General features: G+C 34.2%; 19 protein-coding genes. 2 read left to right on the top strand and 17 right to left on the bottom strand.

The window, feature by feature from the left end; genetic code table 11:
- Nucleotides 1-56: 56 nt before the first annotated feature.
- On the bottom strand, nt 57-2,099 hold the full coding sequence (locus ACIQ1H_RS06315) for a helix-turn-helix domain-containing protein (protein WP_402887365.1): 2,043 nt from the start codon (nt 2,097-2,099) through the stop codon (nt 57-59).
- 741 nt (nt 2,100-2,840) lie between these two features.
- On the bottom strand, nt 2,841-4,025 hold the full coding sequence (locus tag ACIQ1H_RS06310; RefSeq protein ID WP_402887363.1) for a YhgE/Pip domain-containing protein: 1,185 nt from the start codon (nt 4,023-4,025) through the stop codon (nt 2,841-2,843).
- 167 nt (nt 4,026-4,192) lie between these two features.
- Here ACIQ1H_RS06310 and ACIQ1H_RS06305 point away from each other — a divergent pair, with 167 nt between their 5' ends.
- Nucleotides 4,193-4,807, top strand: a complete 615-nt coding sequence (locus tag ACIQ1H_RS06305; protein WP_402887362.1) for a TetR/AcrR family transcriptional regulator — start codon at nt 4,193-4,195, stop codon at nt 4,805-4,807.
- 58 nt (nt 4,808-4,865) lie between these two features.
- Here ACIQ1H_RS06305 and ACIQ1H_RS06300 read toward each other — a convergent pair whose 3' ends face one another.
- From ACIQ1H_RS06300 to ACIQ1H_RS06275, 6 genes are all read right to left on the bottom strand, one after another.
- Nucleotides 4,866-5,252 (bottom strand): RidA family protein, encoded by a 387-nt coding sequence (locus tag ACIQ1H_RS06300; protein ID WP_402887360.1) that lies wholly within the window; start codon nt 5,250-5,252, stop codon nt 4,866-4,868.
- Between the two features lie 33 nt (nt 5,253-5,285).
- The gene (locus ACIQ1H_RS06295; protein ID WP_402887359.1) at nt 5,286-5,942 is read right to left on the bottom strand and encodes a carboxymuconolactone decarboxylase family protein; all 657 of its coding nucleotides are present in this window, start codon (nt 5,940-5,942) and stop codon (nt 5,286-5,288) included.
- A gap of 63 nt (nt 5,943-6,005) precedes the next feature.
- A complete protein-coding gene (locus tag ACIQ1H_RS06290; protein WP_402887357.1) occupies nt 6,006-7,493 on the bottom strand; it encodes a sodium:solute symporter family protein in 1,488 nt (495 codons plus the stop codon).
- Between the two features lies 1 nt (nt 7,494).
- Complete coding sequence (locus ACIQ1H_RS06285; protein WP_172771507.1) at nt 7,495-7,701, bottom strand: DUF3311 domain-containing protein; 207 nt, start codon at nt 7,699-7,701, stop codon at nt 7,495-7,497.
- Between the two features lie 39 nt (nt 7,702-7,740).
- On the bottom strand, nt 7,741-9,027 hold the full coding sequence (locus ACIQ1H_RS06280; RefSeq protein ID WP_402887355.1) for an amidohydrolase: 1,287 nt from the start codon (nt 9,025-9,027) through the stop codon (nt 7,741-7,743).
- A gap of 8 nt (nt 9,028-9,035) precedes the next feature.
- On the bottom strand, nt 9,036-10,247 hold the full coding sequence (locus ACIQ1H_RS06275) for a MalY/PatB family protein (protein ID WP_402887354.1): 1,212 nt from the start codon (nt 10,245-10,247) through the stop codon (nt 9,036-9,038).
- A 224-nt stretch (nt 10,248-10,471) separates the two neighbouring features.
- Here ACIQ1H_RS06275 and ACIQ1H_RS06270 point away from each other — a divergent pair, with 224 nt between their 5' ends.
- A complete protein-coding gene (locus tag ACIQ1H_RS06270) occupies nt 10,472-10,939 on the top strand; it encodes a MarR family winged helix-turn-helix transcriptional regulator (RefSeq protein ID WP_172771510.1) in 468 nt (155 codons plus the stop codon).
- A 500-nt stretch (nt 10,940-11,439) separates the two neighbouring features.
- Here ACIQ1H_RS06270 and ACIQ1H_RS06265 read toward each other — a convergent pair whose 3' ends face one another.
- From ACIQ1H_RS06265 to ACIQ1H_RS06225, 9 genes are all read right to left on the bottom strand, one after another.
- Complete coding sequence (locus ACIQ1H_RS06265) at nt 11,440-11,949, bottom strand: GNAT family N-acetyltransferase (protein WP_402887352.1); 510 nt, start codon at nt 11,947-11,949, stop codon at nt 11,440-11,442.
- 241 nt (nt 11,950-12,190) lie between these two features.
- The gene (locus ACIQ1H_RS06260; RefSeq protein ID WP_402887350.1) at nt 12,191-12,763 is read right to left on the bottom strand and encodes a GNAT family N-acetyltransferase; all 573 of its coding nucleotides are present in this window, start codon (nt 12,761-12,763) and stop codon (nt 12,191-12,193) included.
- Nucleotides 12,764-12,777: 14 nt separating this feature from the next.
- On the bottom strand, nt 12,778-13,212 hold the full coding sequence (locus tag ACIQ1H_RS06255) for a GNAT family N-acetyltransferase (RefSeq protein ID WP_402888558.1): 435 nt from the start codon (nt 13,210-13,212) through the stop codon (nt 12,778-12,780).
- Nucleotides 13,213-13,337: 125 nt separating this feature from the next.
- Nucleotides 13,338-13,616 carry a CD3324 family protein gene (locus ACIQ1H_RS06250; RefSeq protein WP_402887348.1) on the bottom strand — a complete coding sequence of 93 codons (279 nt, stop codon included), beginning with the start codon at nt 13,614-13,616 and terminating at the stop codon, nt 13,338-13,340.
- Nucleotides 13,617-13,853: 237 nt separating this feature from the next.
- Nucleotides 13,854-15,575, bottom strand: a complete 1,722-nt coding sequence (locus ACIQ1H_RS06245; RefSeq protein ID WP_402887347.1) for a putative bifunctional diguanylate cyclase/phosphodiesterase — start codon at nt 15,573-15,575, stop codon at nt 13,854-13,856.
- Between the two features lie 359 nt (nt 15,576-15,934).
- Nucleotides 15,935-16,105: a transcriptional regulator gene (locus ACIQ1H_RS06240; protein ID WP_402887345.1), complete on the bottom strand. Its 171-nt coding sequence runs from the start codon at nt 16,103-16,105 to the stop codon at nt 15,935-15,937.
- Between the two features lie 353 nt (nt 16,106-16,458).
- Nucleotides 16,459-16,608 (bottom strand): transcriptional regulator, encoded by a 150-nt coding sequence (locus ACIQ1H_RS06235; RefSeq protein WP_401011309.1) that lies wholly within the window; start codon nt 16,606-16,608, stop codon nt 16,459-16,461.
- A gap of 322 nt (nt 16,609-16,930) precedes the next feature.
- Nucleotides 16,931-17,434 (bottom strand): DinB family protein, encoded by a 504-nt coding sequence (locus ACIQ1H_RS06230; RefSeq protein WP_402887343.1) that lies wholly within the window; start codon nt 17,432-17,434, stop codon nt 16,931-16,933.
- 70 nt (nt 17,435-17,504) lie between these two features.
- Nucleotides 17,505-18,467, bottom strand: a complete 963-nt coding sequence (locus ACIQ1H_RS06225) for a tyrosine recombinase XerC (protein ID WP_402887341.1) — start codon at nt 18,465-18,467, stop codon at nt 17,505-17,507.
- Nucleotides 18,468-18,706 lie beyond the last annotated feature (239 nt).

Here is an 18,706-nt window from a genome sequence, read left to right as displayed (position 1 = left end):
CTGCCTACATTTATCGTAAACACTCGATAGATGTAGGCAGTTTTTGCATGCAATTTTTACATAAATTTTTGCATCCAGCGACTTATATTATTTTGAATTTTGACAGAAGGAGTTTTAACCCCTCTTTCTATATTACTTATATAGGAAGGGGAAATTTCTAGTTCCTCTGAAACTTGTAAAAGAGATAAATTAAATTGCTTACGTATTGCTCGTAATTGATTGCCAATTGTGACTCCTTTTGCTTTATGTTGAGCACTGTCTTGGAAATTAAGTGAATAATGGGATGTACTTTTTGTTTTTTCAATAGAACGGTACTGATCTTTAATAATTTCAGGTGGTTCCACAAGAATGGTTGAATCTAACCATAGTCGAACCCAGCCCTTATTATTAGCAATCGTTTCATCCCATTTATGATAATGCCAAGCAGACAGAACGCCGTCTTCAAGCAATTGATCCAATGCTTTTTCTAAACGGTCCCTCGTACGAGATGGTGTGCGTTCATTTACATTTTCCCCAATTGCCTCTAATAAAGTTCGGATTTTATTTGGTTGCAAGAAATCTCCCTTTCTTGCTTGTGTACGCCATCGCCAACTAAAATATCTTGCTAATCTTTTTTCCCACTTTTGACTGTATGGATTATAATGTAATGTTTGAATAGGTAAAAGGGCAATTTGCCGTCCTGATCCATATAAATACTTTGTAAAAACTTTATCAACTGTAAATGTAAATGTTTTGTGTTTATCTAATTGAGCAATATCATACTCAATTCGATTATGATCGACAAAAAGAAATGTTCGTCCTTGAAGCTGCGTTTGTACAGCTTTTCCTTTTTCATAGACCGTTGCTTTATTTAATTCGAGCCATAAGCTTTGAATTTTTGTAAGCGATTGCAAAACCTTGTCCTTTTGTTGTTGTTCATATCCGCCCCTTCTCCCCTCGCCTCCTAACTTCGGCTTTAACCCACGAATCATTAATAAATCAGTAAAGTGTATTTCAATAATATCTTCTGTATAACGAGCTTTCGATAAAAAGATACTACATAATGCATCAAACATATCTACGTCTAAATCTGTTAAGCTTTGCACTTGATTTTGTGCTTTCTCAATCAATAATTGTGTGGCGAAGGAATGCTCGGTAGATTGAAATGGACGTATTTGAATAATTCCTTCTAGATTGCCTTTATATAAAGGTGTAGTAGGCCAAGGAGTATTTTCTATACGTTGAAAATTATTTTTATAAAGTGCTTCCCTTACATATTGATAAGGGGCATTATTCATGACGTGTAAATGTTGTTCTACCCCTAATGAGAGAGCAATACTTTTACTAAGAGGTAGAGTATCCTGATTTTTAGGTGTAGTTATTTGTAACATAGATTCAATTTCTTCTGTTGTTAAAATTGCTAGCTTCATTGATTCAATAATGTTGTGAAACCACTCTGTCATATAGTTGTTCACGATGTTTGTATATTTTGAAATAAACATATCATTTGATGATAGATTTTTCGTCATTTGCTGATAAAATACTTCATTTAAATCCTCATTGCTCATCTGATTCATCATGTCATAGCCAATCAAACTTTCTAGTTCTTCAAGTACCCATTCTGTTAAATATACTTGAAACCATGAGCAAAACTCTTCCCAAGCTGTATCTTCACCAAGGAAAGTGTTAGCCTTGATCATATTTTCCATACGATGGATATATTTTTCAACTTGAAGTGCATTACGATGCGTTGATTTTCGCTTTTGTGATTCGTTTAACTGGTCCTCGTATTGTTGCAGTAAAAATGAAACGATGTTTTTTGCAATTTCAGTAATTACGCGATTTCTAGAAGAAATACGTAAATTCATGAATAATTGCTCACTTTCTTTATAGGTATGATCCCAGATGACAAAAGAATTAGTGATGACATTTTTGGTCAATGTACTAGCTTTGGTCACATGATCATTACTTGTGATTTTCTGTTGTTCATAAATACAAAGTACATAATAGTTATCAATTTTATTGAATAAATTTCTATTCATTTTCGTTCTATTTATTTCATTTCGAAGCATTTCCAATTGGTTAAAGGCAACATTCTCGTAATCATTTTTATTTATCATGAATACCTCCTTGAAAAAAATGCGAACAGTATGACGTTTAACTTGTACTATATGTTTATAAATGTAATTTTATCACCAGTTAACAGAATATTCTATATTTATCTTTTTGATAGTGTTTATTTACATGGAATCTTATCTATTAAATGAAGATTTCTGCAAAATTAATTTCCGTTAGGGGCTAGCGCTTTCCGCGGGCACATACGTAAGCCACAACCCTCGCTGACGCGCGGTTTGTTGCGTCTTACGTTTCGTGCTTTCCCGCAGGAGTCGCTAGCCCTTCACTCCAATCACCTTTATGGGCAATGAAAGTTCTTCTATTAATAAAAGATTTTTTAGCATAGGAAGAGGCATAGTCAAAATAAATATAGAGATTTCTGCATTTGATTTCCACTACGGGTTAGCGCTTTCCGCGGGCACAAACGTAAGCCGCAACCCTCGCTGACGCGCGGTTTGTTGCGTCTTACGTTTTGTGCTTTCCCGCAGGAGTCGCTAGCCCTTCACTCCAACACCTTTATGGGCAAGGAAAAAGTTCTTCTAATAAAAGATTTTTAGCATAGGAAGAGGCGTAGGCAAACGAATATAGAAGATTTCTGCATTTGATTTCCACTACGGGCTAGCCCTTCACTTCAATCACCAGAACACATTGAAAAGAAATTTTCATTTACATTTAGTCAAAGTATATAAAAAAGACAAACGGTATCAAGTTTAACTTCTTGATGCCGTTTGTCTACACTTTAAAATTTACTCTTGTACGCCTTGTTCTAGACGCACTGGTTGTATTTTTATAACGGAAGCGAAAATAACGATTAAACTAACTATACCAATCCATGTAAGGGCCGATACGGATGTGTTCCAAGAAAATCCTTTGTCAAAGAAGAAAAGTTCTCGTAAACCTTCAACCATAAATCGCATTGGTAACCATGGATAAATCCAGTCATGATAAAAGGATGACATCATTTCAGGCGCTAACGCAAGCAGTGGTCCCCCAAAGAATAGCATGAGTGCAAAAATAGCTATTCCTTGAATGCCGAGCCATGAAATAACTGCCGTTATTAATAAGAAGAAACTAAAGGAAGTAATGGTTAAAAATAAGGCAGTGTCCATATATGCTGGAATGTCAATTCCTATCATACTCTCAACTAACCATGTAAGGCCGAAGCCTACAATTAAAGCTACAATCGCCCCAATAATAATTTGACCACCCATTATCGTAAGCTTCTCTTTTCGTGAATTAATGTCTATTTTATTTATTGCAATAAAGACGATTGCTGCACTTGCCATAATAGCCATCCATAAAGGCTGAAACATAGAAACAGGGGAATTACCGTTTGCACTATGTTCTCCTGTTGCATTTACATTTGTAATGGTTTTTGAAATGGGTGTGATTAAATTGGAAGCTTGCTCTACCGTTAAAGTTTCTCCTTGCGATGCTATGGCTGCAAAAAGCTGTGAGCGTACATTATTGTTAATATTATCAACTACCCCGTTGACAACTTGCCCTGCTATTGTGGAAGCCGCCATATTCATACCTTGATTAATATAGATTTGAACTTCGGGTAAAGTTGGATTCGTAGTTTGTAATGATGCCTGTTTTACACTAAAATCTTTCGGAAATACTAGAGCGGCATAGTATTTTTGTTCATCTAATCCCTTTTGTACTTCTTTATTACTCTTTACAATAACCCATTTTACTGCAGGTTCTTCATCTTTTGTCGACCCCGCTGTAGTTTGAATCATGTCAACGATGTTTTTACCTAAATTTACTTTCGGTTGATTAGGAATTTCCACTCCCTGATCCTCATTAACTATCGCTATTGGTAAATTTTTTGGTTTTGCTTGCACTGACGGAAATAAAGTGAGTGAAAAAACAAAAATAACGACAATTGCAATTATAGGCGCAAACCAAACCATTTTATTTTTAAACATTTCATTACCTCTTCTCTTTTTGAGTTATAATAATGAACAACCTGTTGTTTATTACAATTTGAATTATAAGTGTGGGTTTGTATGCTTTCAATAATCAAAAATGAACTTGATGTCGTTTATAGAACACATTTCAGTAATATGTCGGATAAAATTTAGGAGGAGCAAATGTGAAAGAAAACTACAATGATTTACGCGTAGTTCGTACAATTGAGTCCATTAAAGAAGCCTTTGTAGCATTAATTGAAGAAAAAGGCTTTGAGTCAATTACAGTGAAGGACATTACAACAAAAGCGAAAATCAATAGAGGAACATTTTACGCACATTATCAGGATAAGTACGATTTAATGAATCGTTGCCAAGAAGAGTTTATGCTAGAAATGTCAAATATAGCAAAACAAAATATAGCTAAATTGGTGGCAAGCATAAATACGAATAATTCAATCTTACAGCCACTTGAAATTGCCGTGTTAATATTTGAATTTTTGGAGCGGAATCGAAATTTTATTAAGGCGATTTTAGGTCCAAATGGTGATTTATCTTTTCAAACAAAATTAAAAAATTTCATGTGGAAAACGTTATTTGAAAGTACTGAAAATCCCATAAAGCAGGTCAATTTGCTAGTCCCAGGGGAATACTTAGTTTCTTATATTGCCTCAGCACATATCGGTGTTATTCAACAATGGTTGCTAGAAGATCGAAAAGAAACCCCACAAGAAATGGCTCAAATATTATCTACCATTACGTTAAATGGTCCTTTTTTCGCAGCAGGCTTGAAGAAATAAAATAAAGAAGAGACATTTCCTAATTTAATAGGAAATGTCTCATAACTTTCATATTACTTCATTTAGTTTTTATTGATGCAATGACTTCTATTTCTACGAGTACATCTTTAGGTAGTCGACTTACCTCTACTGTTGATCTTGCAGGACGATGATCTCCCAAATGTCTACTATACTCCTCGTTTACAAGTGCAAATTGTTGCATGTCCTTTAAAAAAATTGTCGTTTTAACTATATTCTTAATAGAAAGATGTTGAGACTCTAAAATAGCTGCTATATTTATCATTACTTGATTGGTTTGCGTTATCATATCGCTTTCGACTACTTCATTAGTTGTAGGGTCAACAGGAATTTGTCCTGATAAAAATAGTAAATCGCCTACAATAACCCCTTGAGAGTATGGACCAATGGCCTTTGGTGCCTTGTCCGTATAAATAATTTGTGTCATTTGCTAATCCATCCTTTTTCTAATTGTTTCGTGTTACAAGTCATAAGCGTTAAGTGCATTTACGCTATGAGCAAGTGCTGAACCTGCTTTTAGCGCAGTAGCAACGAAAATCGCTTCAGCTAACTCTTCGCGGGAAACTTCTAATTTCTTTGCATTTTTGACGTGAATTTCAATACAATATGCACAACCAGTTATATGCGCAATCGCAACAGCAATTAACTCTTTATCTTTCTTACTTATGAGCCCTGGCTTCAATGCCTCTAAATCAAACTTATTAAATGCACGAAAAGCTTCGGGACTTAAATCATTCATTTCTTTAAAGCGAGCAATATTAGATTGTTGATATAAATCTTCATTATTCTCTCCATCATATGCCTGTAATGCATTTAAGCCATGTGCTATAGCAGAGCCAGCCTTTAATGCAGTAGCCACCATGATCGCCTCTGCTATTTCTTCCATAGAAATGTGTAATTTTTTTGCATTCGCAACATGTGCATCGATGCAATAAGGACATCCAGTGACATGTGCAGCAGCAATAGCTATTAACTCTTTCGTTTTTTTAGGTATGATTCCATCAGAAAGTGCTAATTTATCGAAATCAGCAAATGCTTTAAACGTCGTTGGTGTTAGTTTGGCAAGCTCAGGTAATCTGCGAATATATGATTTTTGATATAAACTATTATTCTCCATTAAAAATGCCTCCGTTTACTTATTATTCGTTGAAATAAATTCAAAATATTCTGAAAATAATGATTAAGAAATACTTTCTACTGCATTTTCATTAGAAGACTCGTCATTCATAACAATGCCTTTTCTCGTAAATGCACTAACAGTTAAACTTACAAAAATATTAACGCCTAATGCAAGAAAACCGATATTGATATCTTGCAAATAAGATGGCCAACTTGGGAACAATTTACTTAAATTTGTACCTGTAGCAGCCTGCCAACCAACAATCGCCACACCAACAATAATCCCTGCAAATACGCCTTGTACTGTGTATGGGTTTTTCTTCAAAAAGCTAAAGACTACGGCAGGTGCAAATTGCGTAACGAGACCATACCCCATTAAGAATAATAATGTAATAGCTCCACCACCACTAAACGTAAAATACAATGCAATCAATGCCACCACAGGAACTGTATAACGTGCAATGATGCCAATTTGCTGATCCGTAGTTTGAGGACGAAGCGGTTTTAATATATTTTTCGCAAAGAGCGTTGCTGCTGACATCAAGATTAATGATCCTGGCACAATAGCAGTTAATAGCCCCGCTGCTCCGATAAAGCCAACGATAACAGGATTAAACGTTTGTGTGGAAATTTTAAATAATGCTAAATCGACATTACCACCCGAAAGATTTGGTACTTGTAAAATAGCGGCTGCTCCCGCAAATAGTACAAATAAGATGAACAAAGCATAAATAGGAAGCATAATTGCATTTTTCCTTAAGGCATTTCCACTTTTTGCTGAAAATGTAGCAACAAATGTATGAGGCCACATATAAAATCCTAAGGATGTTAACATCATCGTCGATACATACCATGAGGCACTTAAACCAGAGTCTGGCAACGATAGAAACCCTGGGTTAGCAACTTCAATTGCCTCCCACATCGGTTGTATCCCCCCATAATAATGGAAAGGTAAGTATAGCCCTAAAAATAATACAACACCTAAAATAAGAAAATCTTTAATTACAGCTGTCCAAGCTGAGCCATGGATACCAGAAACCATCACATAGACAATCATCGCAATTGTACCAATCCAAATCGTGATTTTCGGATCAATCGCACCATAGGAAGCTTCAGATACGATAATGCCTAGACCTTTTAGCTGGATAATTAAATAAGGAATTAAAGCGGCTAACCCTACTACAGCTACTAGCATACCTAGTGCTTTACTTTTATAGGCCTTTTCAAAAAAGTCAGATTGTGATAGTAATTTATGTTTCTTTCCATAGCTCCATATTTTCGGCGTTAACCAATAGGCAATAACATAGTTTAGCATCATAATATTGTAAAATGCTGCGCCGCCTTTTCCATACATCCAGCCGCTAATACCTAAAAATGCGCTCGTTGTATATATTTCACCTGCCATTAATAAAAAAATGAAAATAGATCCAAAACCCCTGCCCCCAACACTCCATTGCTCGAGACTCATATCTTTTCCTCTACTTGCAATAACACCTAAAAGTAAAGCAACACATAAGAAAAATGCAATGATTCCTACTGAAATAATCATATTATTCTAGCTCCTCTCTCGCACTAGGATTTATTCGGTGCACTATTAGCATTATGCCTGTCCCTAATAAAATCCATAAAACCATCCAGAATAGCAGAAATGGAAGACCTAAAACGTAAGGTTCAGCACTTCTTATAAAGGGGATGCCTATAGGCATGCCAAAATATGCAATGAACGATAATAAGTAGCAAAGTCTTTTTCGTGTCATTTTTCTATCTCCTTTTTTCCATCGATTTATGAATGTAGCTTATTGTCTTACTAACTGCGCAAAACCGTTTTCAACAAATAAACTTTTAATATCTCTTTTATCAGGAGTAAATTCAATAGGATTTTCATTATCTAAAAAATGAAGTGCGTATTGTACAGTAGCCGCTACACCAAACTTTAATGCATCTTCATCTATGTCAAAATAAACATTATGATGTTCTGCTCCGACTCCTTTTTCTAAATTTTGTATACCGACGAATGCAAAGACACCTGGAAAATATTTTTCATAAAATGCAAATGATTCGGAAGCCATCCAAGCTGGTGTAGCGTACAATGCATCTGCCCCAACTGCATCTTCTACAGCGGCCATTGCTAGTTGAGCACAATCATTTTGATTGCTGACAATTAAATCACATTCCTTAGGCTCAGTAATAAATTCAAAGGTGCAATGATGCAACTCACTAACCTTTTCTAGTATTCTCTTAAATTCATTAGCTGCATGTGCACCTTGTTCAAAATCTAAATATCTTGCAGTGCCCGAAAACTGTAAACTTTCTGGGATAATATTTATTGCAGTGCCCGAATGAATTGTTCCAATTGAATAAGTAATCGTTTTGTAGGGATCTAAAGAGCTTAATCGCATCGCTTTTAAATTATTATAAAAGTCTGTAAAACAATCTAAAGGCGCAACTGATAAATCTGGTCGTGAGCCATGACCACTTTTTCCTTTTATGACAACATTAAAACTAAACGAAGCTGCCATTCTCGGCCCTGCTTCAACAGATATCTTTCCTGACGGCATATCAGATTTTAAATGGATTCCCCAAACACCATCTGCCCCAATTTCGCATAAGCGCTTTAAAAGGTTAAAAATGCCTCCGCCCATTTCTTCCCCTTGCTCAAAAGCGAGCAGCACTTTACCTTTCACTTTGTCTTTATGTTGACTTAAAATTTTCGCAGAACCTAAAAGCATGGCGGTATGTCCATCATGTCCACAAGTATGAGCAGCTTGGTCAGTATTTGAAACGACTACTTTTTTCATTTTTAAATTCGTTTCTTCTTCTTTCATTGGTAATGCATCTAAATCTGCTCTAAGTATTAATGTTTTCCCAGCTTGATTGCCCTCTATAAAGCCAATAATGCCGCCATCAGGCACAATTTCGTAGTCGATTCCCATGCTTCTTAGTTCTTCTGTAACTACTTTTATTGTTCGCACTTCATGTAAACCAATTTCGGGGTGTCTATGAAGATCTCGTCTTATACCAATTACATAATCCTCTAATTGTTGTGCCATTTTTAACGAATCAATACTATAGGATGTTTTCATAATACTTCTCACCTTTCCAATTGATTGTTTGCTTCGATATCCTGAAATTCCTTAGCAATTCTTTCAAGCGCTTCTTGAATAAGTGGTCTCGGTGATGGAATACAAATACGTTGGTACCCTTCACCTTCTTTTCCAAATAGGTCACCATCTTCAAGCAGCACATTCGCTTTATTATAAATTCGATGATGAATTTCTTGTGCTGAAAGACCGTATCCGTTAAAGTCCATCCACATGACATAGGTTCCTTCAGGTATTGTGACTTTCACCGTCGGCAACTTTTCAGCTAGAAAACTTTTCACATAGTCCATCGTGTCATCAATATATTGTGTTAGTTGATCTAACCACTCTTCCCCGTCATTGTAGACAGCAATCAGTGCAGATATCGTAAACGGAGATGGTAACTGCATGCCCATTTTTTCGCTAAAGCTATTTCTCATTTCAGGATTCGAAATAATTACATTCGTACAGTGTAGACCAGCGACATTAAATGTTTTGTTAATGGCCGTGCAAGTAATAATATGGTCTGTACTACTCACAATTTTAGCTAATGGTGTAAAGGTTTGATTTTTTCGTATCAAGTCTCCGTGTATTTCATCTGCAATAACGATGACATTGTTTTTTTCACAAATATCTGAAAGCCTTTTCAATTCTTCATTCGTAAAAATTCTTCCTGTCGGGTTATGTGGATTACAAAGAACAAACATTTTAGTGTTCTCTTCTTGTGCCTTGGCTTCAAAATCTTCAAAATCAATTGTGTAATAGCCATCGCTGTTACGTATCATTGCATTATTACGAACAATCCTGCCATTCCCTTCAATAGCTGCTGTAAATGGTGGGTAAACAGGACGTTGGATAATAATACCTTCCCCGCGTTTAGTTAACGCTCTAACCGCAATATTCAATGCGTGCACCGTACCAGGACTGTATACAATTTCATCCTTATTGATAGTCCAATCATGTCTTTTTTTAAACCAATGCTGAATCGCTTCAAAGTACTCGTTTGGAAATACGGAGTAACCAAAAATACGATGATCCACGGTTTTATGAAGCGCCTCTATCAATGGTTGAGGTACTGGTAAATCCATATCTGCCGTAAACAATGGAATCGTCTCATGATCATATCTTTCTGTATAACCAATTTCTTTTATTAACTCCTCACCGTCCCACTTTAAGGAATACGTATTTCGGCGCTGAACCATTTCATCAAAATTGTATTGCATTTTATTTCCTCCTCTAACTTTCACCAATATTTCTTTTATAAAGCATTTTTTCAAACGTTTGAATTTAATTTTTCTCAGTTTAGCACCTTAACTGTAAAATGGTCAATAAAAAAATTCAGATTTTTTAAAAAATATCTATTTTGCAAGTAACTATCATTATAAGATTTTCGAATATGTTAGAATAAAATCATTATGTCTAAAAATATTGAAAGGAGATTAATCGAATGGATAAGGAGAAAGTTTTTTATGAACTAATGGAAACGCTTTACGAGACATCTAGACTAATAAGCTCCTACGAAAACATTCCTAGAAAATATGGGACTGAAGACGAGCTGTATATGATAGAAGTACATACGCTAAACTTAATTGGTGATCAAGTAAAAACAAATACTTCTGAAATTGCTGATTTAACGAACCGAACGAAAAGTGCAGTTTCTCAAATGGTCGATAAACTAATTAAAAAGGACTTAGCTTTTAAATATAGAAATCCTGACAATTATCGAGAATTGACTATCGAATTAACACCAAAAGGCAAGTTAGTATACGAATATCATAAAAAATTAGATGAAGAAGAGTATGGAAGCCATTTGAAGAATCTTGAACAATTTACTGTGGAAGATTTTCAAAATTATATTACGATTTTAAACGTCATTAATCGAAGGACACGAAAAGTGCTTAATGATAGAGATTAATGCCATGTAGCGGTTAGTACTATACAGGCCTTTTCATAACAAAAAGAGCCATCATAAATACGATGGCTCTTTAGTGTTTCCGTTTAGTAAATGTTGAGTTTCCTCACCGTAGAGCTAATTAAAACCCCTTTTCCATTGTTTAGGATTAGCAAGAAATTTTTCGATAATTGTAGGCCTTAGGATGGAAAGAAATAATCCCTTATCTTCTTTCCCTACCTTATTACTTTAATTACACACTAATTTTTGTAACATCCAAGTTAACATGAACACGATATACGTTGAAGCAATACACATCCAAATAATATTATATTTTGTCTTTACATCCTTTGTGACAATCAGCTTTTTCAAATAACTAGTTTAATTTAAGCAAAAAACAATTGCGAATATTGGATTAAGCATAAAAGATAAGACTAATATTAAGTCTATCAAAAGAATCACTATCCCCTTTTATAAAAAGTTTAAGAATCCCCATAATAATAGGAAGACGTTATATTATGAAATTATTTTCTGCTAAACCTCCAATACAATAATTCCGCTGTTTCTTTATAAAGTACAGCGCCTGATTTTACTAATACTCTATGAGATGCAATATTATCTTTTTCAGTATCAGCAACAACAAACTTCACTTTATGCTGGCTTAACAACCAGTTTTTCATTGAATGAATCGCTTCTGTCATATAGCCATTCCCTTGATATTCAGGCAAAGTGTAATACCCTACTACTACCTCTCCAGAGTCGTTAGGAAGACCCTTTAACATAATTCCGCCAACACTACAGTTTTGACTTTTCGACACAATTAACCAATTGGTATACCAAATATAGTTTTCCTTATCTCGTACTAACTTAGAATGTCGAATTTCCATCGCTTGTTGAAGTTCTGCATCTAAATAGCTAACTGATTCCATTAAAGATAATTGAAGCTCTAACTTTTTTGGGTCATCAATGAGTAATCTTAGGTTTTCTTCATTTAGCGCAAGTATTCTTAATCTTTCTGTGTTCAATTCATTCATACTTATTCTCCTATTATCATTTTTGACGTCATTATTAAGACAAAAATATTAAAATAGGTTTATGTTATTGGCAGCTACTCCTATTACTTTTAATCCAAATTAATGGTGGAATTACATAATGTAATGCTATATTAATTGGTTAATAGATTTTATCATTAATTATAATTATTGTAAATTAAGTATATGATTAGCTCTACTTAAGGGTGACTACTTTAGCTACATTCAAAAGTATTCAATACAACTATTGAACTTTTCTATTTTTCCAAACCTCCCTATGCAAAGTGTAATGTCCATACATTAGTGAATCTATTTGTATCGTTTTTTCGAAACCAAAACCACATTTTTCAAGTACTTTCAAAGAGCTGACATTACGCGGTTGAATGATAGCATTTAGTTGTTCAATATTTGTCTGTTCAAACAAGTAATGTAGTAAGCCTTTTACTGCTTTAGTTGTGTAGCCCCGATTTCTGAAATGTTTTGACATAGCATAGGCAATTTCTTGATTTGGTTCACTCAGCTCTTCTTTCGTTCCAGTATTACAAAAACCAATCACTTCGCCCGTTTCCTTTAATATAATTGCTAGTTTTAAGTAATTATGACCGTTAATATTAGGAACAGCAGATAAAAAAGCTTTGTTGGATGGTATTTCATCATTAATGATCCAGTTTAATCGTTGTTCTCTCGTAGAACGCCAATCTGGCAAAAACTCATATACTTCTGGTTGTGAAGTAAGCTTATAAATCCCATCGGCATCATCACTACAAAACTCTCTTAAAAAAATATCACCACAGTCAACTGTAAATAAATTATGCATTGTTAAACCTCCATTTATTTCTTCTTCGTTAAATCTTTTTTCAAATAGTAATGCTTAAAGTCTCTACCTACATTATCCAAAGTCCCAAATACTTGATAACCGTGCTTCTTATAAAATTCTAATGCTTGAAAACTTAATGTATCTACCTTAATAAAATCGCACTGCTTTGCTAAAGCCATATGCTCAAGTTCTAGTAATAAATTTGTGCCAAATCCCAATTTTCGTATGTCCTCATCTATCATTAAAGTGTGAATTTCTAGCCAATTCCAACATACTTCTGCAAGAATGCCGCCACGAACATTATCGTTTTCATCTTTAAGGAATATATTCATTTCTTCGTAATTACCTCTTAAATCTACTGGAAAATGCTTTAAATTAAATTTATAAAGTGCGTTATTAACTAGCTGTTTAGCATTTTCATTTATCTCTTGCGTTACATAAAAAGTCATCATTCATTTCTCCTTTTAGCTTACCTTGTTAGTTAGATTATAGTTGAATGATAGACCATGAAAATACCTCATATTTGTTTCATAAATAAAAATAAGCTATGTGGCAATCAACCACATAGCTTATTTTATCCATTTGTTCTTTTTTCCTTAAGTAGGATGCGTTGAATACTCTTTAAAGATAAATAATATGTTGCACTTAATGTCTCCATATCAGTGCCTGAAAGATAATCCTGATAAATATTATTATTTCTTACTTCTAATTCTTTTTTTGTTGTCGTGCCTGCCCCCCAACACTTCTTGCTATCTTGTCTTCGAGGTATATAAATATATTCACCATCAACATAGTTTTGTATTAACGCGATTAATTCTGCTGGTAACAGATTATTTGCTTTTTTATAGCTCATGTTTGCACTCCTAAATGTTTTATCGTTCTTTTAGGAAGAGCAAAGGCTATTTGATTTCAATATTTTGCAATAGCCTTTGCTATGCAAAAAAAGTATGCTTTCTCATACGATCAAGCCTCCTTAACTAGAAAGTTCACAATACAAATTGTACCATATCTGTTATAAAAAATATAAACAATATTTTTATTAATAATATTATTATGTAAACTAATGTAATATTGAAATATCTAGCCCCGATTAGGAGCTAGATTTAATTGTTAGTGATTGTTTTAAAATGTTCGTCGTGAAGTCCTTCACGGATAACGGCTTACTAAAATAATAGCCTTGGACGAACTCACAGCCATGCTCACGAAGCACGTTTAATTCAGCTTCCTCTTCGACTCCTTCTGCCACTACTTTGAGGTTTAAAGCATGCGCCAGCGAAATCATTGCGGAAATCATCGCTATCCCTGTTTTCTCAGGCAGAATATCACGCACAAATGCCCGATCTATTTTTAATACATCTACAGGGAATTTTTTTAAATAATTTAATGATGAATAGCCCGTTCCAAAATCATCTAATGCAATCGTAATGCCTAATGCTCGTAGCTGCTCAATCGTATTTATCAGCTCTTCTGTATAATCAAGCATACTCATTTCTGTAATTTCGATTTCTAATGAATGTGGGTCAATTTTTGTTTTTTCAATTACATCGCGTACCATTTCAACAAAACCTGGTGTACTAATATGGATTGGTGAAATATTAACAGCTACACGTAAATTTAATTGAAATGTTTCGTTCCATGCACAAACTTGTGCGCAAGCTTTATGTAATACCCATATACCAATATCATTTATAAGCCCACATTCTTCCGCAAATGGGATAAAACGATCTGGTGGCATTTGTCCTAATTCTGGATCATACCAACGAAGCAATGCTTCCATACCTACCACTTGATCTGTTTTTAAATCAATTTTTGGCTGATAATGTAGCTCTAATAAATCCTTTTTTAATGCTTGATGAAGTTTGGTTTCAAGCAATAACCATTTATCATTTGCCTCATCCATATTATGTCGATAAAGCTTATATTGATTCCCACGTGTTGATTTTGCAGCATACATTGCGATGTCAGCATTTTTTAATAAATCTTCAATTGAATTAGCATGATCGGGGAAAATGCTAATTCCAATACTAATACTTGCATAAAATTCGTAAGCATCAACGATGAAACTGTCATTGAAAACGGCAATAATTTCTTTTGCCATTTCCTCGATACGAGAAACATCATTTAAAATCATGACGAATTCATCACTGTTATGCCTATAAAATGAATTGGATGTGAAATCTATATTGCGTAAACGGTTTGCCATTTCTACTAGGAACATATCACCTATGATGTGGCCAAGTCCGTCGTTAATGTTTTTAAAACGATTGACATCAATGAAAAATAACGCAAACTTCTCTTCTGTACGTCGGGATTGATGGAATTCATTTTCTAAACGTTGTTCTAATTTACGACGGTTTGGTAACCCTGTTAATTCATCATGATACGCAATATGTGTAATTTTTTTTATGTCCTTTTGTGCAGTAATATCTACTCGAATAGCAATATATTGATATGGTTTGTCATTATCATCGAGAAAAGGAATGATTGTTGTTTTCACCCAGTATAGACTGCCATCTTTTGCACGGTTGCATACCTCACCATTCCACATGGCACCTTTTCCGATTGTTTTCCACATTTCTCTAAAAAATGATTTAGGATGGAAACCCGAGTTTAGTAAACGATGATCTTGTCCAATTAATTCTTCACGCTTATATTTAGAAATTTTACAAAAATGATCATTAACAAAGGTAATTTTTCCTGTCCGATCTGTAATAGCTACTATGATCGAACTGTTCATTGCTGAAAAAATATCTTGTAATTCTTTCAGGCTGTAGTTTACTTGATTAATACTACTAGGCGTGATATTCATCATCTTCATTCTCCGTTCATTAAAATAAGAGGGTTTAGTACTTATTCTTTATATTACAGTGAGGTATAAAGTTGTGGTAGATGGCCCTTTTTTATGTAATTATATTATAGTCTTAGAAAAGCAGTTAATTCAACCCAAATATACAAACTGTACCTATCAAAATTAATAGATTTCTATAAATTAGACAAAAAAGAATGACTTTAAACGCACGTGTTTCAGCAATTTACCATTTTACTTAATTACATTTGTACTACTATTTAAACTATAGAAATACTATTTACCTTGTTAATCACAAATGACCAAATATATTTATATGTGAAAATGCCTTACTGTCATAGCTGGGCAGTAAGGCATTTTACATGTTAATAGAATTCATATTCAATTTGACCTCCTACCATTTTCGCTTGTTCATTATAAGCTTCAAGTTGTACCTGTGATAAATTTAACATGTAATAATGAAAATTAATTGGCTCTAATTCATGGCTGTTACATATTTGTCGATAGTATTCATAGCCTTGTCGATAGTCTGTCATATGGCGAACTTCCTTTCGTATGCAGCTTCATTGTAATATTTTAATTGCTCTTGCGATAACTTATTAATATAATAATGAAAATTAATTGGCTCTAAATTAAATTGCTCGCATTTTTTGCAATATAATTCGTAACCTTCTCTATACTGTGCCATTGTTATTCCCCTTTTCTTTGTACTATAACAGTTATTTATTTGTATAAATAATATATAACAGTTATGTTATCAAGTCAATAATAATTTCTGAAATTTCTTTCATATTTATAAAAGCCCAGTCTACTAAATTAGTATGGCTGGGCTTTTCATAAACTATTCACGTTGGCGTCCGTCATAACCACATCCTTTGTAGTTAATGTTTTAAATTCCTAATTGTTTCGCTTGCATATTATAAGCTGAAAGTTGTTCTTGTGATAGTTGGATAACGTAATAACGGAAAGAAATTGGTTCTAGCCCATAACGATCACACATTTCACAATAAAACTCATAACCATCTCGATATTTTGACATCAAAAATTCCTCCTATACAAACTGTTTTATAACAGTTGTATTTATTTTTATTTAATATATAACAGATTATGTTGTTCGTCAATAGGTTATTCATTTAAAATGATGAAAAAAGCCCGATTTCTCAGTAAATTTAAAAGATGAGAAATCGGACTTTTATTTATTTGTTCTACCATAACTGTTTCAATAGCCGAAAGACCATTCTCGGAATCCATAACATGATATTCCAGATTACTTCAAATAATAGAGTGTTTCGAAGTTCTGTTAAGCACTTTTTTGTGTACAACTTTATCTTTCTTTGTTTCATGTTAACTCCTAATACAGATTAGCCAACGATTTGCTTCATTTCATGTATCTGTTCAATATGTCTTTGTTCATGCAGATACACTTGTTCTATCCATTGGTCGAGTGGTAATTTACCGATAGCAGGATGCTTCACTGCTTTTTTTGCTAGCAAAGAAGGATCTTCTATCCCATGCAAAAAAGCAGTAAATTGCTTTCTTGTATCAGCTAGTAGCGTCAAAATTTCATGCTTTTCAAAAGGCGTAGAAGCAGGTTCAACGATTTTTGGCGCTGTAAGCTTTCTAGTTCTATCTTTTATTTGCTGAACATTTTGACGTTCGGGATTCGTATTTTCCTGTGAAGATAACGCCCAAGCAATTGCCTTGATTGTCGAAGCTTCTACTAGCACTAAATGATGGCATATTTGGGCTATACTCCAGCTATCTGCATCAGGCTTTTGGTTGAATTGTGTATCGTTGTAAATTGCTATCTCCTTTAATAACTGCTCTCTTGTGGTACTTAATTGTTCAAGTAATAATGATATCATACTCTATCCCCTTTCTATTTTAAGGTCCTACTCTGAATATATGCGCTGTACTATTTCGTATGCTCCTTTTCTAGCTGTTATCGACAATATTAAATGGGTTATTCTCTAGAACATGTTGTAGTTGTTCATCCTCAATATGTGTATAGATTTGCGTCGTTGCGACACTAGAGTGGCCCAGTATATGCTGTAAACTGCGAATATCGGCTCCTGCCTTATACATCATTGTTGCGGATGTATGTCGCAGTTTATGAGGCGTTAGTCGATCCTTTTGAAGCCCCGATTGCTTGTTTATTTGTTTGACGATTTTGGCCACTGTTTGGCGTGTAAAGCGCGTTCCTTTTTGCGAAATAAAAAGTGGTTCTTCTCCTTCCCCTTTGTATGACGTTTTGCCGCTTTGTTCATAATTTCGTAGCGCTAAAATACAGCTATCATTCAAATATACTGTCCGTTCCTTATTCCCTTTTCCGATAACAGTTAAATAGCGTCCTTGTATAGATGACGTATTAAGTTGGCAAAGTTCGGAAACTCGAATGCCTAGATTTAAGAAAAACATCATCATGCAATAATTGCGTGGCGATGCACGATGTATTTGAATGCCTTCGATAAATTGTGTTGCCTCATCCATGTTCATATAAATAGGTTTTCTTCGACCGATTTTGGGTGTTTCTAATTCTTCGGCAGGATTCTCTTCAATTAAACGGCGTTTTCCTTTAATGTATTTGAAAAACGATTTTAATGTAGCTACTTTCCGCGCTCTAGCAGAAGCGGAATTTTGTCGTTGTACTTCACAATATTCCATAAATAAGTAGAGATCTTCTAATGTAATATTACGGATTTCTTCTATTGTAATAGTTGCAATACTCATTTTATCTATTTGTGTTATATCCATATCGTTTCCCATAGCTAAGTGGAAACGAAAAAATAATGTTAAATCATATTCGTATTCTTTTCTAGTGCGCTGAGATTTGCCTTTAATCGTCGTCAAGTAGACAAGGAAATCTTTCATTATTTTTGGCAGCTGCGTTTTTTGCATAAAATCACCTCTATTTTCTCTATTTTACCACGAAAAAACGTTCCCAAATATAAATTTGGGAACTTTATTAATAAAAATGTGCCTTTTTACGATAATAAGAACAAGTGTTCTTTAATGTCTACCAAAAAAAGATGACTTCTAAGTAATTAGAAATCATCTTTGTAAAACGACAACTGTTATGCAATTAACATTATACAGCGAGCTTCATTCGAAAATGGTTTTAACTATCTCTTTGTGTT

The organism is Lysinibacillus sp. NPDC097279, assembly GCF_044761745.1.
GTDB lineage: Bacteria > Bacillota > Bacilli > Bacillales_A > Planococcaceae > Lysinibacillus.
The sequence above is the reverse complement of the archived record's forward strand: the minus strand, read 5'-3'. Positions and strand labels throughout refer to the sequence as shown.

Coding starts and splice junctions, on each gene's coding strand:
- ACIQ1H_RS06315 (WP_402887365.1), bottom strand. CDS start 2,099: ATGATAAATAAAAATGATTACGAGAATGTTGCCTTTAACCAATTGGAA.
- ACIQ1H_RS06310 (WP_402887363.1), bottom strand. CDS start 4,025: ATGTTTAAAAATAAAATGGTTTGGTTTGCGCCTATAATTGCAATTGTC.
- ACIQ1H_RS06300 (WP_402887360.1), bottom strand. CDS start 5,252: ATGACACAAATTATTTATACGGACAAGGCACCAAAGGCCATTGGTCCA.
- ACIQ1H_RS06295 (WP_402887359.1), bottom strand. CDS start 5,942: ATGGAGAATAATAGTTTATATCAAAAATCATATATTCGCAGATTACCT.
- ACIQ1H_RS06290 (WP_402887357.1), bottom strand. CDS start 7,493: ATGATTATTTCAGTAGGAATCATTGCATTTTTCTTATGTGTTGCTTTA.
- ACIQ1H_RS06285 (WP_172771507.1), bottom strand. CDS start 7,701: ATGACACGAAAAAGACTTTGCTACTTATTATCGTTCATTGCATATTTT.
- ACIQ1H_RS06280 (WP_402887355.1), bottom strand. CDS start 9,027: ATGAAAACATCCTATAGTATTGATTCGTTAAAAATGGCACAACAATTA.
- ACIQ1H_RS06275 (WP_402887354.1), bottom strand. CDS start 10,247: ATGCAATACAATTTTGATGAAATGGTTCAGCGCCGAAATACGTATTCC.
- ACIQ1H_RS06270 (WP_172771510.1), top strand. CDS start 10,472: ATGGATAAGGAGAAAGTTTTTTATGAACTAATGGAAACGCTTTACGAG.
- ACIQ1H_RS06265 (WP_402887352.1), bottom strand. CDS start 11,949: ATGAATGAATTGAACACAGAAAGATTAAGAATACTTGCGCTAAATGAA.
- ACIQ1H_RS06260 (WP_402887350.1), bottom strand. CDS start 12,763: ATGCATAATTTATTTACAGTTGACTGTGGTGATATTTTTTTAAGAGAG.
- ACIQ1H_RS06255 (WP_402888558.1), bottom strand. CDS start 13,212: ATGACTTTTTATGTAACGCAAGAGATAAATGAAAATGCTAAACAGCTA.
- ACIQ1H_RS06250 (WP_402887348.1), bottom strand. CDS start 13,616: ATGAGCTATAAAAAAGCAAATAATCTGTTACCAGCAGAATTAATCGCG.
- ACIQ1H_RS06245 (WP_402887347.1), bottom strand. CDS start 15,575: ATGATGAATATCACGCCTAGTAGTATTAATCAAGTAAACTACAGCCTG.
- ACIQ1H_RS06240 (WP_402887345.1), bottom strand. CDS start 16,105: ATGACAGACTATCGACAAGGCTATGAATACTATCGACAAATATGTAAC.
- ACIQ1H_RS06235 (WP_401011309.1), bottom strand. CDS start 16,608: ATGTCAAAATATCGAGATGGTTATGAGTTTTATTGTGAAATGTGTGAT.
- ACIQ1H_RS06230 (WP_402887343.1), bottom strand. CDS start 17,434: ATGATATCATTATTACTTGAACAATTAAGTACCACAAGAGAGCAGTTA.
- ACIQ1H_RS06225 (WP_402887341.1), bottom strand. CDS start 18,467: ATGCAAAAAACGCAGCTGCCAAAAATAATGAAAGATTTCCTTGTCTAC.